15 protein-coding genes are annotated in these 16,229 nt (G+C 72.4%); 1 reads left to right on the top strand and 14 read right to left on the bottom strand.

The window, feature by feature from the left end:
• Positions 1-37 precede the first annotated feature (37 nt).
• The 11 genes from ACFO9I_RS19295 to ACFO9I_RS19245 all read right to left on the bottom strand — a co-directional run bounded on the left by ACFO9I_RS19295 (position 38) and on the right by ACFO9I_RS19245 (position 12,599).
• Complete coding sequence (locus ACFO9I_RS19295; protein WP_379183844.1) at positions 38-1,372, bottom strand: class II 3-deoxy-7-phosphoheptulonate synthase; 1,335 nt, start codon at positions 1,370-1,372, stop codon at positions 38-40.
• An 82-nt stretch (positions 1,373-1,454) separates the two neighbouring features.
• Positions 1,455-2,909, bottom strand: coding sequence for an APC family permease (locus tag ACFO9I_RS19290; protein WP_379183842.1), 1,455 nt, complete (start codon positions 2,907-2,909; stop codon positions 1,455-1,457).
• 97 nt (positions 2,910-3,006) lie between these two features.
• Positions 3,007-3,969, bottom strand: a complete 963-nt coding sequence (locus ACFO9I_RS19285; RefSeq protein ID WP_379183840.1) for an adenosine deaminase family protein — start codon at positions 3,967-3,969, stop codon at positions 3,007-3,009.
• A gap of 7 nt (positions 3,970-3,976) precedes the next feature.
• Positions 3,977-5,410 (bottom strand): aldehyde dehydrogenase family protein, encoded by a 1,434-nt coding sequence (locus ACFO9I_RS19280; RefSeq protein WP_379183838.1) that lies wholly within the window; start codon positions 5,408-5,410, stop codon positions 3,977-3,979.
• A 68-nt stretch (positions 5,411-5,478) separates the two neighbouring features.
• Entirely contained in the window at positions 5,479-6,252 is a 774-nt protein-coding gene (locus tag ACFO9I_RS19275) for an SDR family oxidoreductase (protein ID WP_379183836.1), read from the bottom strand.
• Positions 6,252-7,139 (bottom strand): dihydrodipicolinate synthase family protein, encoded by an 888-nt coding sequence (locus ACFO9I_RS19270; RefSeq protein WP_379183834.1) that lies wholly within the window; start codon positions 7,137-7,139, stop codon positions 6,252-6,254. Before ACFO9I_RS19270 ends, ACFO9I_RS19275 begins: the two co-directional genes overlap by 1 nt.
• Positions 7,136-7,945: an enoyl-CoA hydratase-related protein gene (locus ACFO9I_RS19265; protein ID WP_379183832.1), complete on the bottom strand. Its 810-nt coding sequence runs from the start codon at positions 7,943-7,945 to the stop codon at positions 7,136-7,138. The genes ACFO9I_RS19270 and ACFO9I_RS19265 overlap by 4 nt, the downstream gene beginning before the upstream one ends.
• A complete protein-coding gene (locus ACFO9I_RS19260; protein ID WP_379183830.1) occupies positions 7,942-9,141 on the bottom strand; it encodes a CaiB/BaiF CoA transferase family protein in 1,200 nt (399 codons plus the stop codon). Before ACFO9I_RS19260 ends, ACFO9I_RS19265 begins: the two co-directional genes overlap by 4 nt.
• Positions 9,138-10,514, bottom strand: coding sequence for an FAD-dependent oxidoreductase (locus ACFO9I_RS19255; protein WP_379183828.1), 1,377 nt, complete (start codon positions 10,512-10,514; stop codon positions 9,138-9,140). The genes ACFO9I_RS19260 and ACFO9I_RS19255 overlap by 4 nt, the downstream gene beginning before the upstream one ends.
• A 10-nt stretch (positions 10,515-10,524) precedes the next feature.
• Complete coding sequence (locus tag ACFO9I_RS19250; RefSeq protein WP_379183826.1) at positions 10,525-11,841, bottom strand: MFS transporter; 1,317 nt, start codon at positions 11,839-11,841, stop codon at positions 10,525-10,527.
• A gap of 149 nt (positions 11,842-11,990) precedes the next feature.
• Positions 11,991-12,599: a helix-turn-helix domain-containing protein gene (locus ACFO9I_RS19245; RefSeq protein WP_379183824.1), complete on the bottom strand. Its 609-nt coding sequence runs from the start codon at positions 12,597-12,599 to the stop codon at positions 11,991-11,993.
• A 105-nt stretch (positions 12,600-12,704) separates the two neighbouring features.
• Between ACFO9I_RS19245 and ACFO9I_RS19240 the strand changes: the two genes are divergently transcribed.
• A complete protein-coding gene (locus tag ACFO9I_RS19240; RefSeq protein ID WP_379183822.1) occupies positions 12,705-13,427 on the top strand; it encodes an endonuclease/exonuclease/phosphatase family protein in 723 nt (240 codons plus the stop codon).
• Between the two features lie 5 nt (positions 13,428-13,432).
• Here ACFO9I_RS19240 and ACFO9I_RS19235 read toward each other — a convergent pair whose 3' ends face one another.
• From ACFO9I_RS19235 to ACFO9I_RS19225, 3 genes are all read right to left on the bottom strand, one after another.
• The gene (locus tag ACFO9I_RS19235) at positions 13,433-14,461 is read right to left on the bottom strand and encodes a 6-phosphofructokinase (RefSeq protein ID WP_379183820.1); all 1,029 of its coding nucleotides are present in this window, start codon (positions 14,459-14,461) and stop codon (positions 13,433-13,435) included.
• Positions 14,462-14,538: 77 nt separating this feature from the next.
• On the bottom strand, positions 14,539-14,802 hold the full coding sequence (locus tag ACFO9I_RS19230) for a hypothetical protein (RefSeq protein ID WP_379183818.1): 264 nt from the start codon (positions 14,800-14,802) through the stop codon (positions 14,539-14,541).
• 185 nt (positions 14,803-14,987) lie between these two features.
• Positions 14,988-16,226, bottom strand: coding sequence for an MFS transporter (locus ACFO9I_RS19225; protein ID WP_379183816.1), 1,239 nt, complete (start codon positions 16,224-16,226; stop codon positions 14,988-14,990).
• Positions 16,227-16,229 lie beyond the last annotated feature (3 nt).

Raw genomic sequence — 16,229 nt, 5'->3', positions numbered from 1 at the left:
GCGCCCGGGCGCACCCCTGCCCGCACGACCGCGCCGATCAGGCCTTCCGGAGCATCTCCGCGACGAGGAACGCCAGCTCGAGGGACTGCACCCGGTTCAGCCGCGGGTCGCAGACCGACTCGTAGCGGTTGCCGAGGTCCATCTCGGCCAGCTCCTCGCCGCCGCCGACGCACTCGGTGACGTCGTCGCCGGTCAGCTCCACGTGGATGCCGCCGGGCCAGGTGCCGAGCGAGCGGTGCACGTCGAAGAAGCCCTGCACCTCGTCGATGACGTCGTCGAAGCGACGGGTCTTGTAGCCCGAGGAGGCCTCGAAGGTGTTGCCGTGCATGGGGTCGCAGACCCAGGCCACGTCGATGCCGGCCGCGTTGACCTTCTCCACCAGGTGCGGCAGGCCGTCGCGGATCTTCCCGGCGCCGAAGCGGGTGATGAAGGTGAGCCGGCCCGGCTCGTTGGTCGGGTTGAGCTTGGCGGCCAGCGCCAGCGCGTCGTCCGGCGTCGTGGTGGGGCCGAGCTTCACGCCGATCGGGTTGCGGATGTGGCTGAGCAGCTCGACGTGGGCGTTGTCGAGCTGGCGGGTGCGCTCGCCGATCCACACGAAGTGGCCGGAGACGTCGTAGGGCATCTCGGTGCGCGAGTCGATGCGGGTCATCGCGTGCTCGTACTCCAGCACCAGCGCCTCGTGGCTGGAGTGGAAGTCGACGCGGTGGAACTCGTCGGGGTCGGCGCCGATCGCCTTCATGAAGGTCAGCGCGCGCTCGATCTCGTTGGCCATCGCTTCGTACTGCTGCCCGACCGGCGACTCGCGCACGAAGTCGGTGTTCCAGGTGTGGACCTGGCGCAGGTCGGCGTAACCGCCGGTCACGAAGGCGCGGACGAGGTTCAGCGTCGCGGCGGAGGCGTTGTAGACGTCGACCAGGCGCTGCGGGTCCGGGATGCGCGCGGCCTCGGTGAAGTCGAAGCCGTTGACGGCGTCGCCGCGGTAGGCCGGCAGGGTGACCCCGTCGCGGGTCTCGAAGTCCGAGGAGCGCGGCTTGGCGTACTGCCCGGCCAGGCGGCCGACCTTCACCACCGGCACAGATGCGGCGTAGGTCAGCACGACCGCCATCTGCAGCAGCACGCGCAGCTTGTTGCGGACGTTGTCGGCGGTGACGCCGGCGAAGGTCTCGGCGCAGTCGCCGCCCTGGAGCAGGAACGCCTCGCCGCGGGAGACGGCCGCGATCTTGGCCTTGAGGTCGTCGCACTCACCCGCGAAGACCAGCGGCGGCATGGTGCGCAGCCGGGCGACGGCAGCGTCGACGGCACCCCGGTCGGGGTACGTCGGCTGCTGGGCCGGGCCGAGATCGTGCAGGGCCTCGAGGTCGGGAATGCTCACCGGTCAAGGGTACGCGCGACACGCCGGCGCCCCGAACTGGCGGGACGCCGGCGAGACGGCTGTGACGAGGACGACCCGGGGACTACTCCTCGAGGTGGTCGATGTCGCGGAACCCGGTCTTCTGGGCGCGGACGCCGCGGTTGGTGGCCCACGTCAGGGCCCACAGCACGACGCCGAGCCCGAGCAGGCCGGCCGCGATCTTGTACTGGATGAAGTCGGCCTCGAGCCGGGCCCACGGGCCCAGCAGGTAGGCGCAGCAGACGGCGCCGAGCACCGGCACCACGGTCGGCGCGCGGAAGGTGCCGCGGGCGGGGTCGCGGCGCAGCACCAGGCAGGCGACGTTGACGACGGTGAAGACGGCGAGCAGGAGCAGGGCGGTCGTGCCGGACAGGGCCACGACGATGGTGCTCTCGGCCTGCAGCCGCACCACCAGGATCAGCGCCAGGGCCAGCACGGTCGTGAACGCGATCGCGGTGTACGGCGAGCGGCGCTTGCGCGAGACGCGGCCGAGGCTGCGCGGGAGCACGTCCTGGGTGGCCATGCCGTAGATGAGGCGGCTGGCCATGAGCATGTTGATCAGGGCCGTGTTGGCGACCGCGAAGACCGTCATGAACGGGAAGAACTTGTCGATCGGCAGGTCCGGGGCGCCGACGCGCACCACGTCGAGCAGGATCCCCGCCTCGGGGTTCTTCGGGGCGGCGATGTCGCCGGCCGGGATCACCGCGACCACGGAGATCGCGACCAGCATGTAGATGACGACCGCGATGCCGAGGCCGGTGAGCATCATCTTCGGGAAGATCCGCTCCGGGTTCTTGACCTCCTCGACCATGTTGACCGAGTCCTCGAAGCCGACCATGGAGAAGAACGCGATGGCGGTCGCGATGGTGACGGCCATGAACAGGCCCTTGTCGTCCGGATTCTCGAAGACCGTGATGCGGGAGGTGTCGCCCTCGCCGCTGCCGATCGCCCAGAAGCCGATCGCGATCACGATCGCGAGCGCCGACATCTCGATCAGCGTCAGCACGACGTTGAACTTCACGCTCTCGCCGACGCCGCGCAGGTTGATCATCGCCAGCACCACCATGAACAGCAGCGCCACGGCCAGCGTCGCGCCGTCACCGGTGGGGATGCCCGGCAGCAGCTCGTCGAGCCCGATGAGCAGGTTCTGCGAGAGCAGGCCGGCCGACGTCGAGGCACTCGTGATGCCCGAGCACACCACTGTGAAGGCCACCAGGAAGGTGACGAAGTGGATGCCGAACGCCTTGTGCGTGTAGAGCGCCGCGCCCGCGGCCTGGGGGTACTTCGTGACGAGCTCGAGGTAGGAGTACGCCGTGAGCGTGGCCACCGCGAACGCCACCAGGAACGGCAGCCAGGCGACGCCGCCCACCTGCCCGGCGAGCTTGCCGGTCACGGCGTACACGCCGGAGCCGAGGATGTCGCCCACGATGAACAGCAGGAGGAGCCCCGGCCCCATCACCCGCTTCAGGTCAGGCTCGCGCCCGTTGACGTCCACGTGCTCGGTGGCACTGCTGGTCATGCTTGCCTCCTGATCGGACCGGCTCGACGCTCGGCCGGTTGACCGGACAGTTTTCCCCGGCGGGTGGGGGCCGGAAACCCCCCGGGGGTGCCCGATCTCAGGATTTCCTCAGGATCCGATCGTCCAGCGGCACCGAGGAGCGCCGCAGCGAGGTCGCCGCCAGCCGGGCCAGCTCGCCGTCGTCGAGCCCCCAGGCCCGGCGGCACAGCTCGAGCTCCTCGACCAGGCCGTGCCCCAGGAAGCCCGGGATGTCGGTGCTCACCGTGACCTCGAGGCCCCGCCGCAGGAGACCGGGCAGCGGGTGCTCCGCCAGCGACGGGACCAGCCCGAGCGCCACGTTGGAGCTCGGCGCCATGTCCAGGCAGATCCCGCGCGCTGCCAGCTCGTCGAGGAGGCCGTCCTCCCCCGCGGCCCCGAGCCCGTGGCACAGGCGCTGCGGGTGCAGCGCGAGCGCAGACCGCACCCCTGCGGGGCCGGTGCCCTCACCGCAGTGCGGGACGGCCGGGAGTCCGGCCGCCCGGGCCCGCGCGAACACCGGCGCGAAGGGCTCCAGGGGGTGGGCGGCCTCGTCACCCGCGATCCCGAGCGCGACCACGCCGCGGCCGGCCCACCGCAGCGCCAGGTCGACGGTCGCCACGGCCTCGGCGACCGGGAGGCCGCGGTTGATCCCGAGGACCAGCCCGAGGCGGCCACCGGCCCCGCCGTGACCGGCCCCGTCGAGGAAGGCCTCGACCAGCCCGTCCGCCGGCCCGAGCCGACCGGCGTAGGTCGAGGGCGCGAGGTGCACCTCGCTCCACAGCACCCCGTCCGCGGCCTGCCGGGAGGCCAGCTCGGCCGCGAGGCGGCGTACGTCGTCGAGCGAGCGCACCAGGTCGCGCGCGCCCTCGTAGGCGCGCACGAACTCCGCCTGGCCGCCGAACGGTCCGGCCGGGGGCACCGGGAGGCCCGCCCTCGCGGCGAGCTCCCGGGCCGTGTCGGCCGCGATCGTGGCCTCGAGGTGGAGGTGCAGCTCGGCCTTGGGCAGGGCCCGCAGGTCGAGCCGCTCCCTCAGCACGACCATCGGGGGCTCACAGGTCGTGGCCGACGTACACGCTCTTGGACCAGGTGTAGAAGTCCACGGCGCGGGCGCCCTGCTCCCGGAACGTGTTGGTCGAGGAGTCCCGCACGCCGCCGAACGGGACGTTGAGGTCCAGCCCGGTCGTCGGGCGGTTGACCTTGACCACGCCGACCTGCGCCCTGGCGGCGAAGTCGTGGGCGGTGGCGAGGTCACGGGTGCAGACGCCCGCGGTGAGGCCGTATGTCGAGTCGTTGACCAGTCGCAGGCCCTCCTCGTAGTCCCCGACGTCGACGACCGCGACCACCGGGCCGAACACCTCCTCGCGGGCGATCGGGCTCTCGTGCGGCACGCCCGAGAAGACGACCGGCCGCAGCGCCTGGCCCTCGGGGTCGACGAGGGTCTCCCCCGTCTCGTAGCCGGCGCCTGAGGCGGACGCGATCGCGGCGAGGTCCTTGGCCAGCTGCGCCTCGGAGACCACCGGCCCCATGGTCGTGGCCGGGTCGAGGCCGTCGCCGGTCCGGACGGCGGCCGCGCGCTCACGGAGCAGCTTGAGGAACGTGTCCCGGATGCCCGGGGTCACGTAGACCCGGGAGGTGGCGGTGCACGCCTGGCCGGTCAGCCCGAAGGCGCCTGCCGCGACGGTGGCCGCGGCGGCCTCGGCGTCGGCGTCGTCGAGGACGAGGTAGGCGTTCTTGCCGCCCATCTCGAGCTGGATCCGGGCCCGTCGCCTCCCCACCACCTCCTGCAGGTGGCGACCGACGGCGGTGGACCCGGTGAACGACACCGCGGCCACGCCCTCGTGGGCGACCAGCGCCTCGCCGGCGACGGATCCCTCGCCGTGCACGACGTTGAGGACGCCCGCCGGCAGGCCGGCGTCGAGCAGCGCGGTGGCGAGGTGGTTCACCGAGAGGGGCGTGAGCTCGGCCGGCTTGATCACCACGGCATTGCCCGAGACCAGCGCAGGCGCCATCTTCCAGGCCGGGATGGCGATCGGGAAGTTCCACGGCGTGACCAGGCCGACCACGCCGAGCGGCTCGGAGCGGGTGTGGATGCTGGTGCTCGGGACGACGCTGGGCAGCGTCTCCCCCGTCGAGCGCCAGCCTCCGGCGCCGAAGAAGCGCAGCACGTCGATCGCGCGGCGCACCTCCCCGGTGGCCTCGGCGAGGGTCTTGCCCTCCTCCCGGACCAGGTCGCTTGCGATGTCGGCGTGCCGCTGGCGCAGCAGGTCGGCGGCGTCCATGAGGACAGCGCCCCGGGCCACGGGGGTCAGGGCGGCCCAGCCCGGCTGCGCGGCGGCCGCCGCACCCACGGCGCCGTCCACGTCCGCGGCGGTCGACGACGGCGAGGTCGCCACCACCTCGCCGGGTCGTGCGGGGTTGCGTCGTTCGGTGGCGGACGCGCCGGTCCAGGCGCCGTCGACCAGGTTCTGGGCGTGCTTCGTCACGGGGTTCTCCTCGGGAGGGGTGGCACAGCCTGTCCGTCGGGGGCAGGCGGCAGGTGTTCGGGGACGGGTCAGAGGTGGGCGAGCAGTCCACCGTCGCAGCGCACGAGGCTGCCGGTGACGTAGGAGGCCTGGGCGCTGCACAGGAAGGCACCGACGGCGCCGAACTCGGCCGGGTCGCCGTAGCGGCCCACCGGGATCGCGGCCCGGGACGCGGCCCGGACCTCCTCGACCGGCCGGCCCTGCCGGGCCGCGGCGGCCTCGTCGAGCCGGGTCAGCCGGTCGGTGCCGATGCGGCCGGGCAGCAGCATGTTGACGGTGACCCCGTCGGCCGCGACCTCCGAGGCCAGCGTCTTGAGATACGCCGCGAGCGCGGCGCGGCCCACGTTAGACGCGCTGAGGTTGGCCAGGGGTGCCTCGACCCCGCTGGAGCCGACCGCGAGGATCCGCCCCCAGCCCCGCGCGCGCATCGCCGGGAGGGTCGCCCGGACCATCGCGACGTGCGGGAGGAGCAGCAGCTCGGCGGCCGCGCGGGCACCGTCCGCGTCGAGGTCCTCGGCCCGGCTCGGCGCGGGGCCGGGCCCGTTGAGGACCACGATGTCGGGGTCCCCGAACGCGGACCGCGTCGACTCGAGCAGGGCGTCGACGGCACCGGGCTCGGTCAGGTCGACGGTGAGGCCGACGGCCGAGGGCAGCGAGGCGGCCAGCTCCTCGGCCCGCTCGCCGTTGCGTCCGCAGACGACGACGTTCGCGCCCTCGTGGCCCAGCGCGGTGGCGATCGCGGCACCGAGGCCGCCGGTGGACGCCAGCACCAGCGCCGTACGTCCCTTGATTCCGAGATCCATCAGTGTGCCTCCAGGCGGTCGACGTGGGCGTTCAGGACGGGACGCAGCGAGTCGGGCAGCGAGCGCGCGGGCGGCCGGACCGCGGCCTCGGCGATCAGGCCCCGGCGGCGCAGGCACTCCTTGCGCACCGCCAGCGCGATGCCGACCTGCTGCTCGAAGGTGATCAGCGGCAGGTGGTCCAGCAGCTCGGCGCGACTCTTCTCCGGGTCGGAGGGGTCCCACGCCCGCACGGTCGCGACCAGGGCCTCGGGGAACGAGAACCCGGTCATCGCACCGGCGGCGCCGCAGGCGAGCTCGTCGAGCAGGTTGATCCCGCCCAGGCCGCCGAAGACCGGTACGTCGCAGCGGCCGGTCAGCTCGGCGACCGCCACCGGCGTGGGCGGTGCCTCGGCCTTCACCGCCACCACGTGCGGCGAGCGGGCGGCGAGGTCACCCAGCACGGTGGCGGAGACGGAGACGCCGCTGACCACCGGGTAGTCCTGGACCACGACGTCGGCGCCGCTGGCCTCGTGGACGGCGCGCAGGTGGCTGTCCAGGGTGCGCGCGTCGGCGCTGTTGGCCTGCACCATCACCCCGGCGAGCCGGTCGCCGACCAGCTCGACCGCCATCCGTGCCTCGTCGATGACGGGCGCGGTGGCCAGCGACGTGCAGCCGACCACCAGCGGCAGGTCGGTGCTGTCCAGGACGGTCTCGAGGACGAGGCGGCGCTCGGCCCAGGACAGGCGGGCGGCCTCGCCGAAGACGCCGAGCACGGTGAGCCCGGTGACGCCGGCGGCGTCGGCGTGCTCGACCAGGCGGGCCACGCCACCGTCGTCGACGTCGAGGGTCGAGCCCGAGAACGGCGTGGCCAGGACGCCCCAGACGCCCGGGCGCATCAGCCCGCTCACCGGTCGCTCCAGACGGGCTTGCGCTTCTGCTGGAAGGCGGCGACGCCCTCGTCGGCGTTGGGACTGGTGAGTGCCTCCACCAGGGCGGGGAGCCGCAGGCCCCGGGCCTCGGTGTCGGTGAGGTGGTCGGTGCGGTTGACGATCTGCTTGATCGCCCGCAGCGACGTGGGGGCGCACGCCAGGATGTCGGCCAGCCAGCGGTCGACGGCCTCGTCGAGCTGCGCGGCCGGGACGACCTCGTTGACCAGGCCCATCCGCTGCATCTCCGCAGCCTGCACGCGCCGGCCGGTCAGCAGCACCGACATCGCCTGGGTGTGCGGGATCCGGCGCACCAGCTTCACGATGCCGCCGTCGAGCGGCAGCCGCCCGACCCGGGGCTCGGTGAGCCCGAACTGTGCGTGCTCGGCGGCCACGACGATGTCGGCACCCAGCACGATCTCCATGCCGCCCCCGAAGGCGTAGCCGTTGACGCGGGCGATCACCGGGACGTCGAGGGTGCGGCGCAGGCTCAACCCGGCGAACCCGTCGGGGTCGAGGTCGGCCCAGTAGTCGATGCCGGTCTTGCCGACCCCGGCTGCCGACATGTCGGCGCCGGTGCAGAAGGACCGCTCGCCCGCGCCGGTCACCACGACGGCGTGCACGCCGGGGTCGCGCTCGATCTCGTCCCAGATCTCGGTGCAGCGCCGGGACGACGCCTCGTCCACGGCGTTGAGGACGTGCTGCCGGTCGATGGTCACCCAGGCGACGTGCCCCTTGAGCTCGTAGCGGACCTCGTCGACCCGGGGCTCGGTGCTCCCCGCGCTCATCGGATCACCCCGTCCTCGAGGATCTCGGCGACCCGGTCGTCGTCGTACCCGAGCTCGCGGAGCACCTCGGCGTTGTGCTCGCCGAGCATGGGCGCGGGGCGGCGGGCGTCGTTCGGGGTGCCCGAGAGGCGGATCGGCGAGTTCAGGACCCGCATGGTGCCGCCGTGCGGGTGCTCCATCTCGACCACCATGCCGTTGACCGCGGTCTGCTCGTCGGCCAGCGCCTCCTCGAGGCTGCGGACCGGGGCACACAGGATGTCCTGCTCCTCGAGCCGCGCGACCCAGTGGGCGGTGGTGTCGGTGGCGAAGCGCTCGCGGAAGATCGCCTGCAGCTCGGGCTTGTGCTCGAACTGGCCCTCCAGCGTGTCGTAGCCGGGTCGGGTGGAGAGGTCCTCGTCGAGCTCCAGCGCCTTGGAGATGTCGCGCAGCGGGTTCTCCTTGAAGGCGCCCACCATGCAGACGGCGCCGTCGCTGGTCGGGAAGACCCCGGACAGCGGCATCGCCGCCCAGTTGACCTCGTGGCCGCGGTTGAGCTGGGTCGCGGCCTCCTGCATCTGCATGTGCAGCATGGAGTCGTACATGTTGACCTGCACCTTCTGGCCCTCGCCGGTGCGGTCGCGGGCGATCAGCGCAAGCAGGATGCCCTGGCACAGGTGCATGCCGGTCGTGTAGTCGCACAGCGTGGTCGGGTAGACCGACAGCGGGACGGTGTCGTCGGAACGGCGCCACATCACGCCCGAGTAGGCCTGGGCGATCACGTCCTGGCCGCCCTTGTGGGCGTAGGGGCCCTCCTCCCCGAACCCGGTGCCGGAGGCCCACACGATCGTCGGGTTCACCTCGGTGAGGGCCTCGTAGCCGAAGCCCATCCGCTCCATCACGCCGGAGCGGAAGTTGCTGACGACCACGTCGGCCCGTCGCACCAGGTCGAGGACGACCTCGCGGCCGGTCTCGGTGCGGGTGTCGATGGTCACCGACCGCTTGTTGCGGTTGATCGAGATGAAGATCGGGTTCTCCTGGCCCGCGGGGTCAGGCAGGGAGTTGCGGGACAGGTCACCCCACACGGGACGCTCGACCTTGATCACCTCGGCCCCGTAGTCGGCGAGCATCTGGGTGGCCGAGGGGCCCATGTAGACCTGGGTGAAGTCGAGGACGACGACTCCCTCCAGGGCGCGGGCGGGGGCGTGGGGCGTGGTCATCGGTCGGTCTCCTCGCTCGGGTCGATGGTCGCGTTGGCTGCCGGCTTGTCCCCCGGGTCGGCGCCCTGGTCGCGCATCCGCAGCTGGATCTCGCTGACCGGCACGTCGCGCACCGGCAGCGCCTTCTCCACCGCGATCGCCGCGGCGATCCCGGCGGCCTGGCCCTGGGCCATGCAGGGAGGGATCTCGCGCGACATGCGCTGCGCCTCGGGCGTCGCCGAGTAGTGTCGCCCGGCGACCAGCAGCTGGTCCACGCCGACGGGCAGCAGCGCGCGGTACGGCGTGTAGTAGTCACGTCCCCGGGCGACGGAGTCGGCGAAGTGCCGACGGCTCACGACGTCGTCCTTGGTGACGACGTACTCCCCCTGCAGCAGCCGGGTCTGCCGCACGCCCATCTGCTGGGCGACGTCGAGGACGTAGGCGTTCTCGAAGCCGGGCAGGTCGGCCCGGATCGACTCCAGGGCGTTGCCGATCCGCTCGCGGGCGGCGAACTCGGCGTTGGTCAGCGACTCGGGGTCGGCGCCGTCGAAGCCGGTCATGTGCGGGGTGTTGCACCACACAACTCCGGGCAGCGGCGTCTTGAGCCACCACAGCTCCCAGGCGCCGCCGAGCAGCCGCTTGATCTTCCGGTTCACCGCACGGGCCTCGCGCGGGTTCTCCTGCTCGAACCGCTCCGCAGCGTCGGTGTCCACGCCGCCGAGCCGGAAGACGAGGGTGACGAGGTACTTGTCGTGGACGTAGGGCGTGCCTGTGCGCGAGGCCACGTCGATGTCGCCGGTGGTGTCGATGACGACGTCGCCGAGGATCGCCTGCGGGCCCTGCTTGGTCTCCACCACGACGCCCTTGAGCACGCCGTCGTCCACGATCGGCCGGGAGAACCAGCTGTGCATCCGCAGGTGCACCCCGGACTCCCGGACCAGGTCGATCGAGGTCGACTTCCACGCGTCCGGGTCGAAGGCGACCGCGTAGCAGATCGGCTTCGGGTTGGTGTGGGAGTGGAAGTTGAAGGTCCCCCAGCGGCCCCACTTGTTCCAGAGCTCCTGGGAGGTGGCCCGCTCCTCGGCCGGCGGGTAGACCGCCAGCTTCTTGCGAGCCATCCGCTCGACGTACTCGTCGACGACGCCGGTCACGGTGATCTCGTCGCCGTTGACCATGTCGTCGAGGACGAGCACCATGCCGCCGGACGCCAGGCCGCCGAGGGCGGAGTAGCGCTCGACGAGGGTGACGTCGACACCGCTGCGGGCGGCAGCGACCGCTGCGCTCACCCCGGCCGGGCCGCCGCCCACGACGACCACGTCGCTGCGGCGGACCACGGGGGCGGTGAGCTCGTCGGAGCTGGTGCTGAGGTGGTCCTGGGGTGTCAGGGTGTTCATGGGGTGGTGCTCACTCTCCGGCGAAGGTGCCGCTGTGGCGGCGTGCGGCGGCGTACAGGACAACGCTGATGACCGACAGCGCGGCGGTGTAGACGGGGAAGACCCAGAGCAGGTCGCGGCTCTGCAGCCAGACCAGGAGGTAGGACGCGGTGCCGCCGAAGAGCGCGACGGCCACGCCGTAGCCCAGGCCGGTGCCGGTGGCCCGGCAGTACTTCGGCATCAGGGAGGTCGACACGACGTTGTAGAGGGTCATGTTCGCGACCAGGAGGACGCCGCCACCGAGGAGGACCAGCGTGAAGGTGCTGATGCCGGGGCCGGCGTAGAGCAGCATCAGGAAGACGCCCGGGACGGCCGCGAGGCGGGTGACGACGAAGGCTCGCGAGAGCCGCACCCGGTCGGCGACGCGGCCGGTGACGATCGCGCCGACGAGCAGGATGACGCCGAGCGCCGTGGTGATGCCGAAGACGGTCGTCGGGTTCTCGCCGTACGAGCCGCGGGCCAGGCTCGGCAGGCCGACGTTCCACGCGTAGTTGTAGGCCTGCGCCGCACCGACGACGAAGATGATCGCGGCCAGTCCGAGCCAGTGCCTGCCGACGCCCTTCCAGGCCTCGCCGGTGGTCTCGGACTTCTCCTGCTCGTGCAGCGTCTCCGGCAGCGCCCGGCGCAGGTAGAGGACGAAGAAGCTCAGCGCAGCGCCGAAGAGCAGCGGCACCCGCCAGCCCCACGTGGCCATCGCGTCGCCGCCGATGGCGTAGCTGGTGGCGAAGCTGACCAGGGAGGCGAGCAGGATGCCGACGTTGACGAAGAAGCTGATGTAGCCGGCGGCGCGGCCCTCGTGGCCCTCGGGCATCACCTCGACGGCGTACGCCGTGGACAGCGGCGCCTCGATGCCGGTCGAGAGGCCCTGGAGCAGCCGGCAGACCAGCAGCAGCGCCGGGGCGGCCACACCGATGGACTCGTACGTCGGGAGCAGGCCGATCACCAGCGTGGTGACCGCCATGGTGCCGACCGACCACAGCATCACGCTGCGCCGGCCGATCCGGTCCGCGACGGTGCCGAAGAGCGCGCCGCCGAGGGGGCGCACGAAGAACCCGACGGCGAAGACGGCCAGCGCGTCCAGGGTCGCGGTCACGGGGTCGGAGCTGGCGAAGAAGTGCGGGCCGACGAACGCGGCCAACAGGCCGAAGATCATCCAGTCGTACCACTCGAGGGTGTTGCCCAGGCCGAGCCCGAGCATCGCCCGGCGGGTCGAGGCGGGTCTGGTGGTGGGCGTGGGGGTGGTGACCTGTGCCGTGGCGGGAACGGCCGGTTCCTGGGTAGCGGTCATGGCGAACTCTCCGGTTCGGGGACGGGAGGGCCCTGCGTCAGGGCGCGCTCGGTGGAGCCCGCGGCGACGGGGCGCCCGGGATCGGGAGACGGGTAGGGGGTACCGGGCCGCGAGGGTGCGGCCTGCTCATCTGGGGAGGGAGAAGGGGACTACCAGGTGGGCGGGGTGCTCACCCAGACAGCCGTGCACTCCTCGGAGTCCGAGGGGTTGACGTACCAGTGCGGGATCGTGGAGGCGTAGCGGATCGAGTCCCCCGCGTGCAGGCGGTGCCGCACGCCGTCGAGGTACACGTCCTTCGTGCCGGACAGCACGATGCCGAACTCCTCGCCGTTGTGGCGGTACGGCGTCGCGGTGGTGTCGTAGCCGGGTGGGGTCACCACCCAGTTGGCCTCGAGGGCACCGTTGAGGTCCGGCGTGAGCAGCTCGTAGACACCGCCGTCACCGGCCGCGAGACCGTGGCTGTCGAGGCGTCGCCTCTCGTCCTTGCGGACCACCACACGCTCGGTCTCGTTGGGCTGGAGCAGCTGGCCGACGGGCAGCTGCAGCCCGTGCGCCAGCTGGACGAGGGTCGCGAAGGACGGGTTGCCGTGCCCGCGCTCGATCTGGCTGATCAAGCCGGAGCTGACTCCAGCGAGCTCCGCGAGCTTCTCGGTCGTCAGCTGGCGCTCCTTGCGGAGCGTGCGCACCCGGCTCCCGAAGTCGGCCTGCATGGCCTCCATCGAGACGCCGTCCGTGCTCCTGCTGGTGCCGTTCGTCACGAGCTCTCCTTCGATCTACGTGATGTACAGCATAGGAGTGATCTTCACTATGTCAATGATTTCTTTAGCAAAGTGAAGACGGCCCGATCTCGTAGCGTGCTGGTGGTGCGCGTCGCGACGTTCAACATCCTGCACGGCCGGGTCGGCCCGCGCGGTCCCGTCGACCCGCGCGCCCTCGGCGACGCGGTACGCCGCCTCGACGCCGACGTGCTCGCGCTGCAGGAGGTCGACCGCGACCAGCCCCGTTCGGGCGGTGCCGACCTGACGGCGGTCGCGGCCGCGGCGATGGGTGCGGTCGCCCACCGGTTCGCGCCGGCAGTGACCGGGCTGCCGGGCGACTGGGTGGCCGCGACCGGCTCCGAGGCCGTCGGCACCCCGGCGTACGGGATCGCCCTGCTCAGCAGGCTGCCGGTCCGGTCCTGGTGCACGGTCCGGCTGCGCGCGCCCGGGCGCGAGGAGCCTCGGGTGGCCCTGGTGGCCGAGGTGTCGACCCCGGGCGGGCGGCTGACCGTCGTCGGCACGCACCTGTCGTTCGTGCCGTGGACGGCGGGACGCCAGCTGCGGGCCCTGGCGCGGGAGATCGGCGACTCGCCCAGGCCGTTGCTGCTGCTCGGCGACCTGAACGCCGGCCGGGCACGCGTGGAACGGGTCTCCGGCCTGCGCAGCCTCGCCGACGTCGCGACGTACCCCGCCGACCGGCCGGACCGCCAGCTCGACCACGTGCTCGCCGACGGTCCGCTCCGCGCCGCCGCGGTCGAGGCACCCCGGCTGCCGGTGTCGGACCACCGGGCCCTGGTGGTGGAGCTGGCCGGTCCCGACCAGGGCTGAGGGGATCAGCCGAAGAAGACCTGGGCCTCGGCGTACTCCTCGGGGCTCACCAGCTTGAGCTCACCGGTGCCCTCGATCAGCGGCACCCGGATGATCTTGGTGCCGCGCAGCGCCATCATCTTCCCGAAGTCGCCCTCGGCCACCGCGTCGATGGCCTGCAGGCCGAACCGGGTGGCCAGCCAGCGGTCGAAGGCGGTCGGGGTGCCGCCGCGCTGGGTGTGTCCCAGCACCACCGCACGCGCCTCCTTGCCGGTCCGGGTCTCGATCTCCGAGGCGAGCCGCTCACCGATGCCGCCGAGGCGGACGTGCCCGAAGGCGTCCTTCTCCCCCGTCAGCAGCGTCATGTCGCCCCCCTCGGCGGGCACCGCGCCCTCGGAGACCACGATGATCGGGGCGTAGCGCGTCTCGAAGCGCTCCTCGACGTAGGCGCACAGCGCGTCGATGTCGAACGGATGCTCGGGGATCAGCACGGCGCTCGCGCCGCCGGCGATGCCGGAGTGCAGGGCGATCCAGCCCGCGTGGCGGCCCATCACCTCGACGACGAGCACCCGGTGGTGGGACTCCGCCGTCGTGTGCAGCCGGTCGATGGCCTCGGTGGCGATGTTCACCGCCGTGTCGAAGCCGAAGGTGAAGTCGGTGCCGGACAGGTCGTTGTCGATGGTCTTCGGCACGCCGACGACGTTCACACCCAGGTCGGCCAGCTTGGTGGCGACCCCGAGGGTGTCCTCACCGCCGATGGCCACGAGGGCGTCGACGCCGTCCTTGGCGAGATTGTCCTTGATCCGCTCGACGCCGTTCTCGATCTTGAACGGGTTGGTCCGCGACGAGCCGAGGATGGTGCCGCCCCGGGGCAGGATGCCGCGGCACTGCTCGATCCCGAGCTCCATGGTCACGCCCTCCAGCGGGCCGCGCCAGCCGTCGCGGTAGCCGACGAACTCGAAGCCGTGCTGGCGCACGCCCTTGCGGACCACCGCCCTGATCACGGCATTCAGTCCGGGACAGTCCCCGCCTCCGGTCAGCACTCCGACGCGCATGTGCACTCCTCGATTGGATCGTTCAACAAGGGAGTTCTCGACTCTAGTGGCCGGGCGGGCGCCCGGCCAGACCAGGCTCAGCCCGCGAGCGAGACCACCGCGGCGGCCGCGCCGAGCCCAGCGGGCATCCCGAGGACGGCGAGCCCGGCGACGGGCAGCCAGCCGCCCACCACGGACCGGTCGGTGGGCAACCGTTCGGTGCGCCAGCGGGGGTCGGCCTCGATCGCGACGATCCGGTCGGGGGTCGCGCCCGCGATCTCGCCGCTCCCGCGTCCCACCTCGGCACGCAGGGCCCGGTCCGCGCGGCGGATCCGCAGCGTGAACACCAGGGCGGACCCCACGGTGACCAGAACCCGAGGACCAGCAGCGCGACCACCAGCCGGAGCCGACCGGGGCTGGCCGCGAGCGTGCTGCCGAACATCAGCCCGACCCCGAGCATCTGTCCGAACAGGTACGCGCGGGTCTGGCCCGAGAGGTCGTTCAGCACGAGCCAGGCCTGACCGCTGCCGGTGTCCACGAACCGGGGTCAGGCGGCGACCGGCTCCTCGGCGCGGTTCGTCACCGGCCGCGAGGCGTGCGGGAGGGTGGTCCCGAGCCGGCTGGCCAGCAGCCCCCCGACGAGGGCCACCGCGACCATGGCCAGCCAGATCGGCGCAGCACCCCGGTCCAGCAGCCAGGCGAACGCCACCGGGGCGACGGTGCTGGCGAGGTTCCACGCCAGCTGGATGAGCGAGAGGTAGCGACCGCGCAGGTGCTCGGGTGCCGCCTCGGCCGACAGGGCGCCGTGCACCGGGCCACCGAGCATCTCCCCCACCGTGTAGACGACCGACCCGAGCAGGACGACCACCGTGGCCAGGGCGACCGAGAGCCGGCTGGCGCCGAGCATGACGACGAACGACGAGGCGAACACGGCGTTGGTCAGCACCAGCACCCGCCAGCGCCGCGCACCGGTCATCGCCCGCACCGCCAGGCCCTGGCCGAAGCCGACCATCACGGTGTTCAGCGTGAACACTGCTCCGGTCACCCAGCCCGGCAGCCCGAGCACCGTGGTGGCGTACACCGGCATCGCGAAGTTCAGCACCATCATCGAGGTGGAGTAGGCCAGCTGGGTCACCCACAGCAGCCGGTAGGGCCGGTCCCTGAGCACCACCCCCCAGGCGCCCTCGGGGCTGCGGTGCCCGGTCCGGGGTGTGGGAGGCACCGCCAGCAGCAGCACGAACGCGAAGGCGAAGGAGACCGCGTTGGCGACCACCACCGCGGCGTACGCCGTGGTCGTGCCGATCGTGATCGCAAAGCCCGACAGCAGCCCGCCGAGGGCGAACCCGACGTTGCGCAGCGCCCCGAGGAAGCCGAACCACTTCTCGCGCTCCCCCGGCACCGAGATCGCGGCGACGATGTTGCCGTAGGAGCCCCAGAACGCCGTGCGTCCCACGGTGACCACGACCGTCCAGAGCGTCAGCGCGACGAACGAGTCGGTGAACAGGTACGCCGCGAAGCCGACCGCCTGCAGGGCGTTGCCGGCGAGCAGCACGTGCTTGGCGCCGTACCTGTCGACGAGGCCGCCGAGCAGCGGACCGGCCGGCAGCGCGACCGCCGAGGCGAGCGAGATCGCCGCGCCGACCTGCACGAGGGACAGGTCGGTCGTGACCAGGAAGTAGAGCACGCAGACGGGCATGAACACGCCGCTGCCGACGGCGTCCACGGCGATCGCGGTGACGAAGCGGCGGTGATCGCCGACGGAAGGGAAGCCGAGTCTGTCGAGCACCCC

The organism is Nocardioides sp. GCM10023255, from assembly GCF_042653125.1.
In the GTDB taxonomy this organism is placed as follows: Bacteria; Actinomycetota; Actinomycetes; order Propionibacteriales; family Nocardioidaceae; genus Nocardioides.
The sequence above is the reverse complement of the archived record's forward strand: the minus strand, read 5'-3'. Positions and strand labels throughout refer to the sequence as shown.

Bases quoted from the DNA above. Each gene is read 5' to 3' on its own strand.
- ACFO9I_RS19290 (WP_379183842.1), bottom strand. From the start codon at position 2,909: ATGACCAGCAGTGCCACCGAGCACGTGGACGTCAACGGGCGCGAGCCT.
- ACFO9I_RS19260 (WP_379183830.1), bottom strand. From the start codon at position 9,141: ATGACCACGCCCCACGCCCCCGCCCGCGCCCTGGAGGGAGTCGTCGTC.
- ACFO9I_RS19250 (WP_379183826.1), bottom strand. From the start codon at position 11,841: ATGACCGCTACCCAGGAACCGGCCGTTCCCGCCACGGCACAGGTCACC.
- ACFO9I_RS19285 (WP_379183840.1), bottom strand. From the start codon at position 3,969: ATGGTCGTGCTGAGGGAGCGGCTCGACCTGCGGGCCCTGCCCAAGGCC.
- ACFO9I_RS19235 (WP_379183820.1), bottom strand. From the start codon at position 14,461: ATGCGCGTCGGAGTGCTGACCGGAGGCGGGGACTGTCCCGGACTGAAT.
- ACFO9I_RS19255 (WP_379183828.1), bottom strand. From the start codon at position 10,514: ATGAACACCCTGACACCCCAGGACCACCTCAGCACCAGCTCCGACGAG.
- ACFO9I_RS19265 (WP_379183832.1), bottom strand. From the start codon at position 7,945: ATGAGCGCGGGGAGCACCGAGCCCCGGGTCGACGAGGTCCGCTACGAG.
- ACFO9I_RS19275 (WP_379183836.1), bottom strand. From the start codon at position 6,252: ATGGATCTCGGAATCAAGGGACGTACGGCGCTGGTGCTGGCGTCCACC.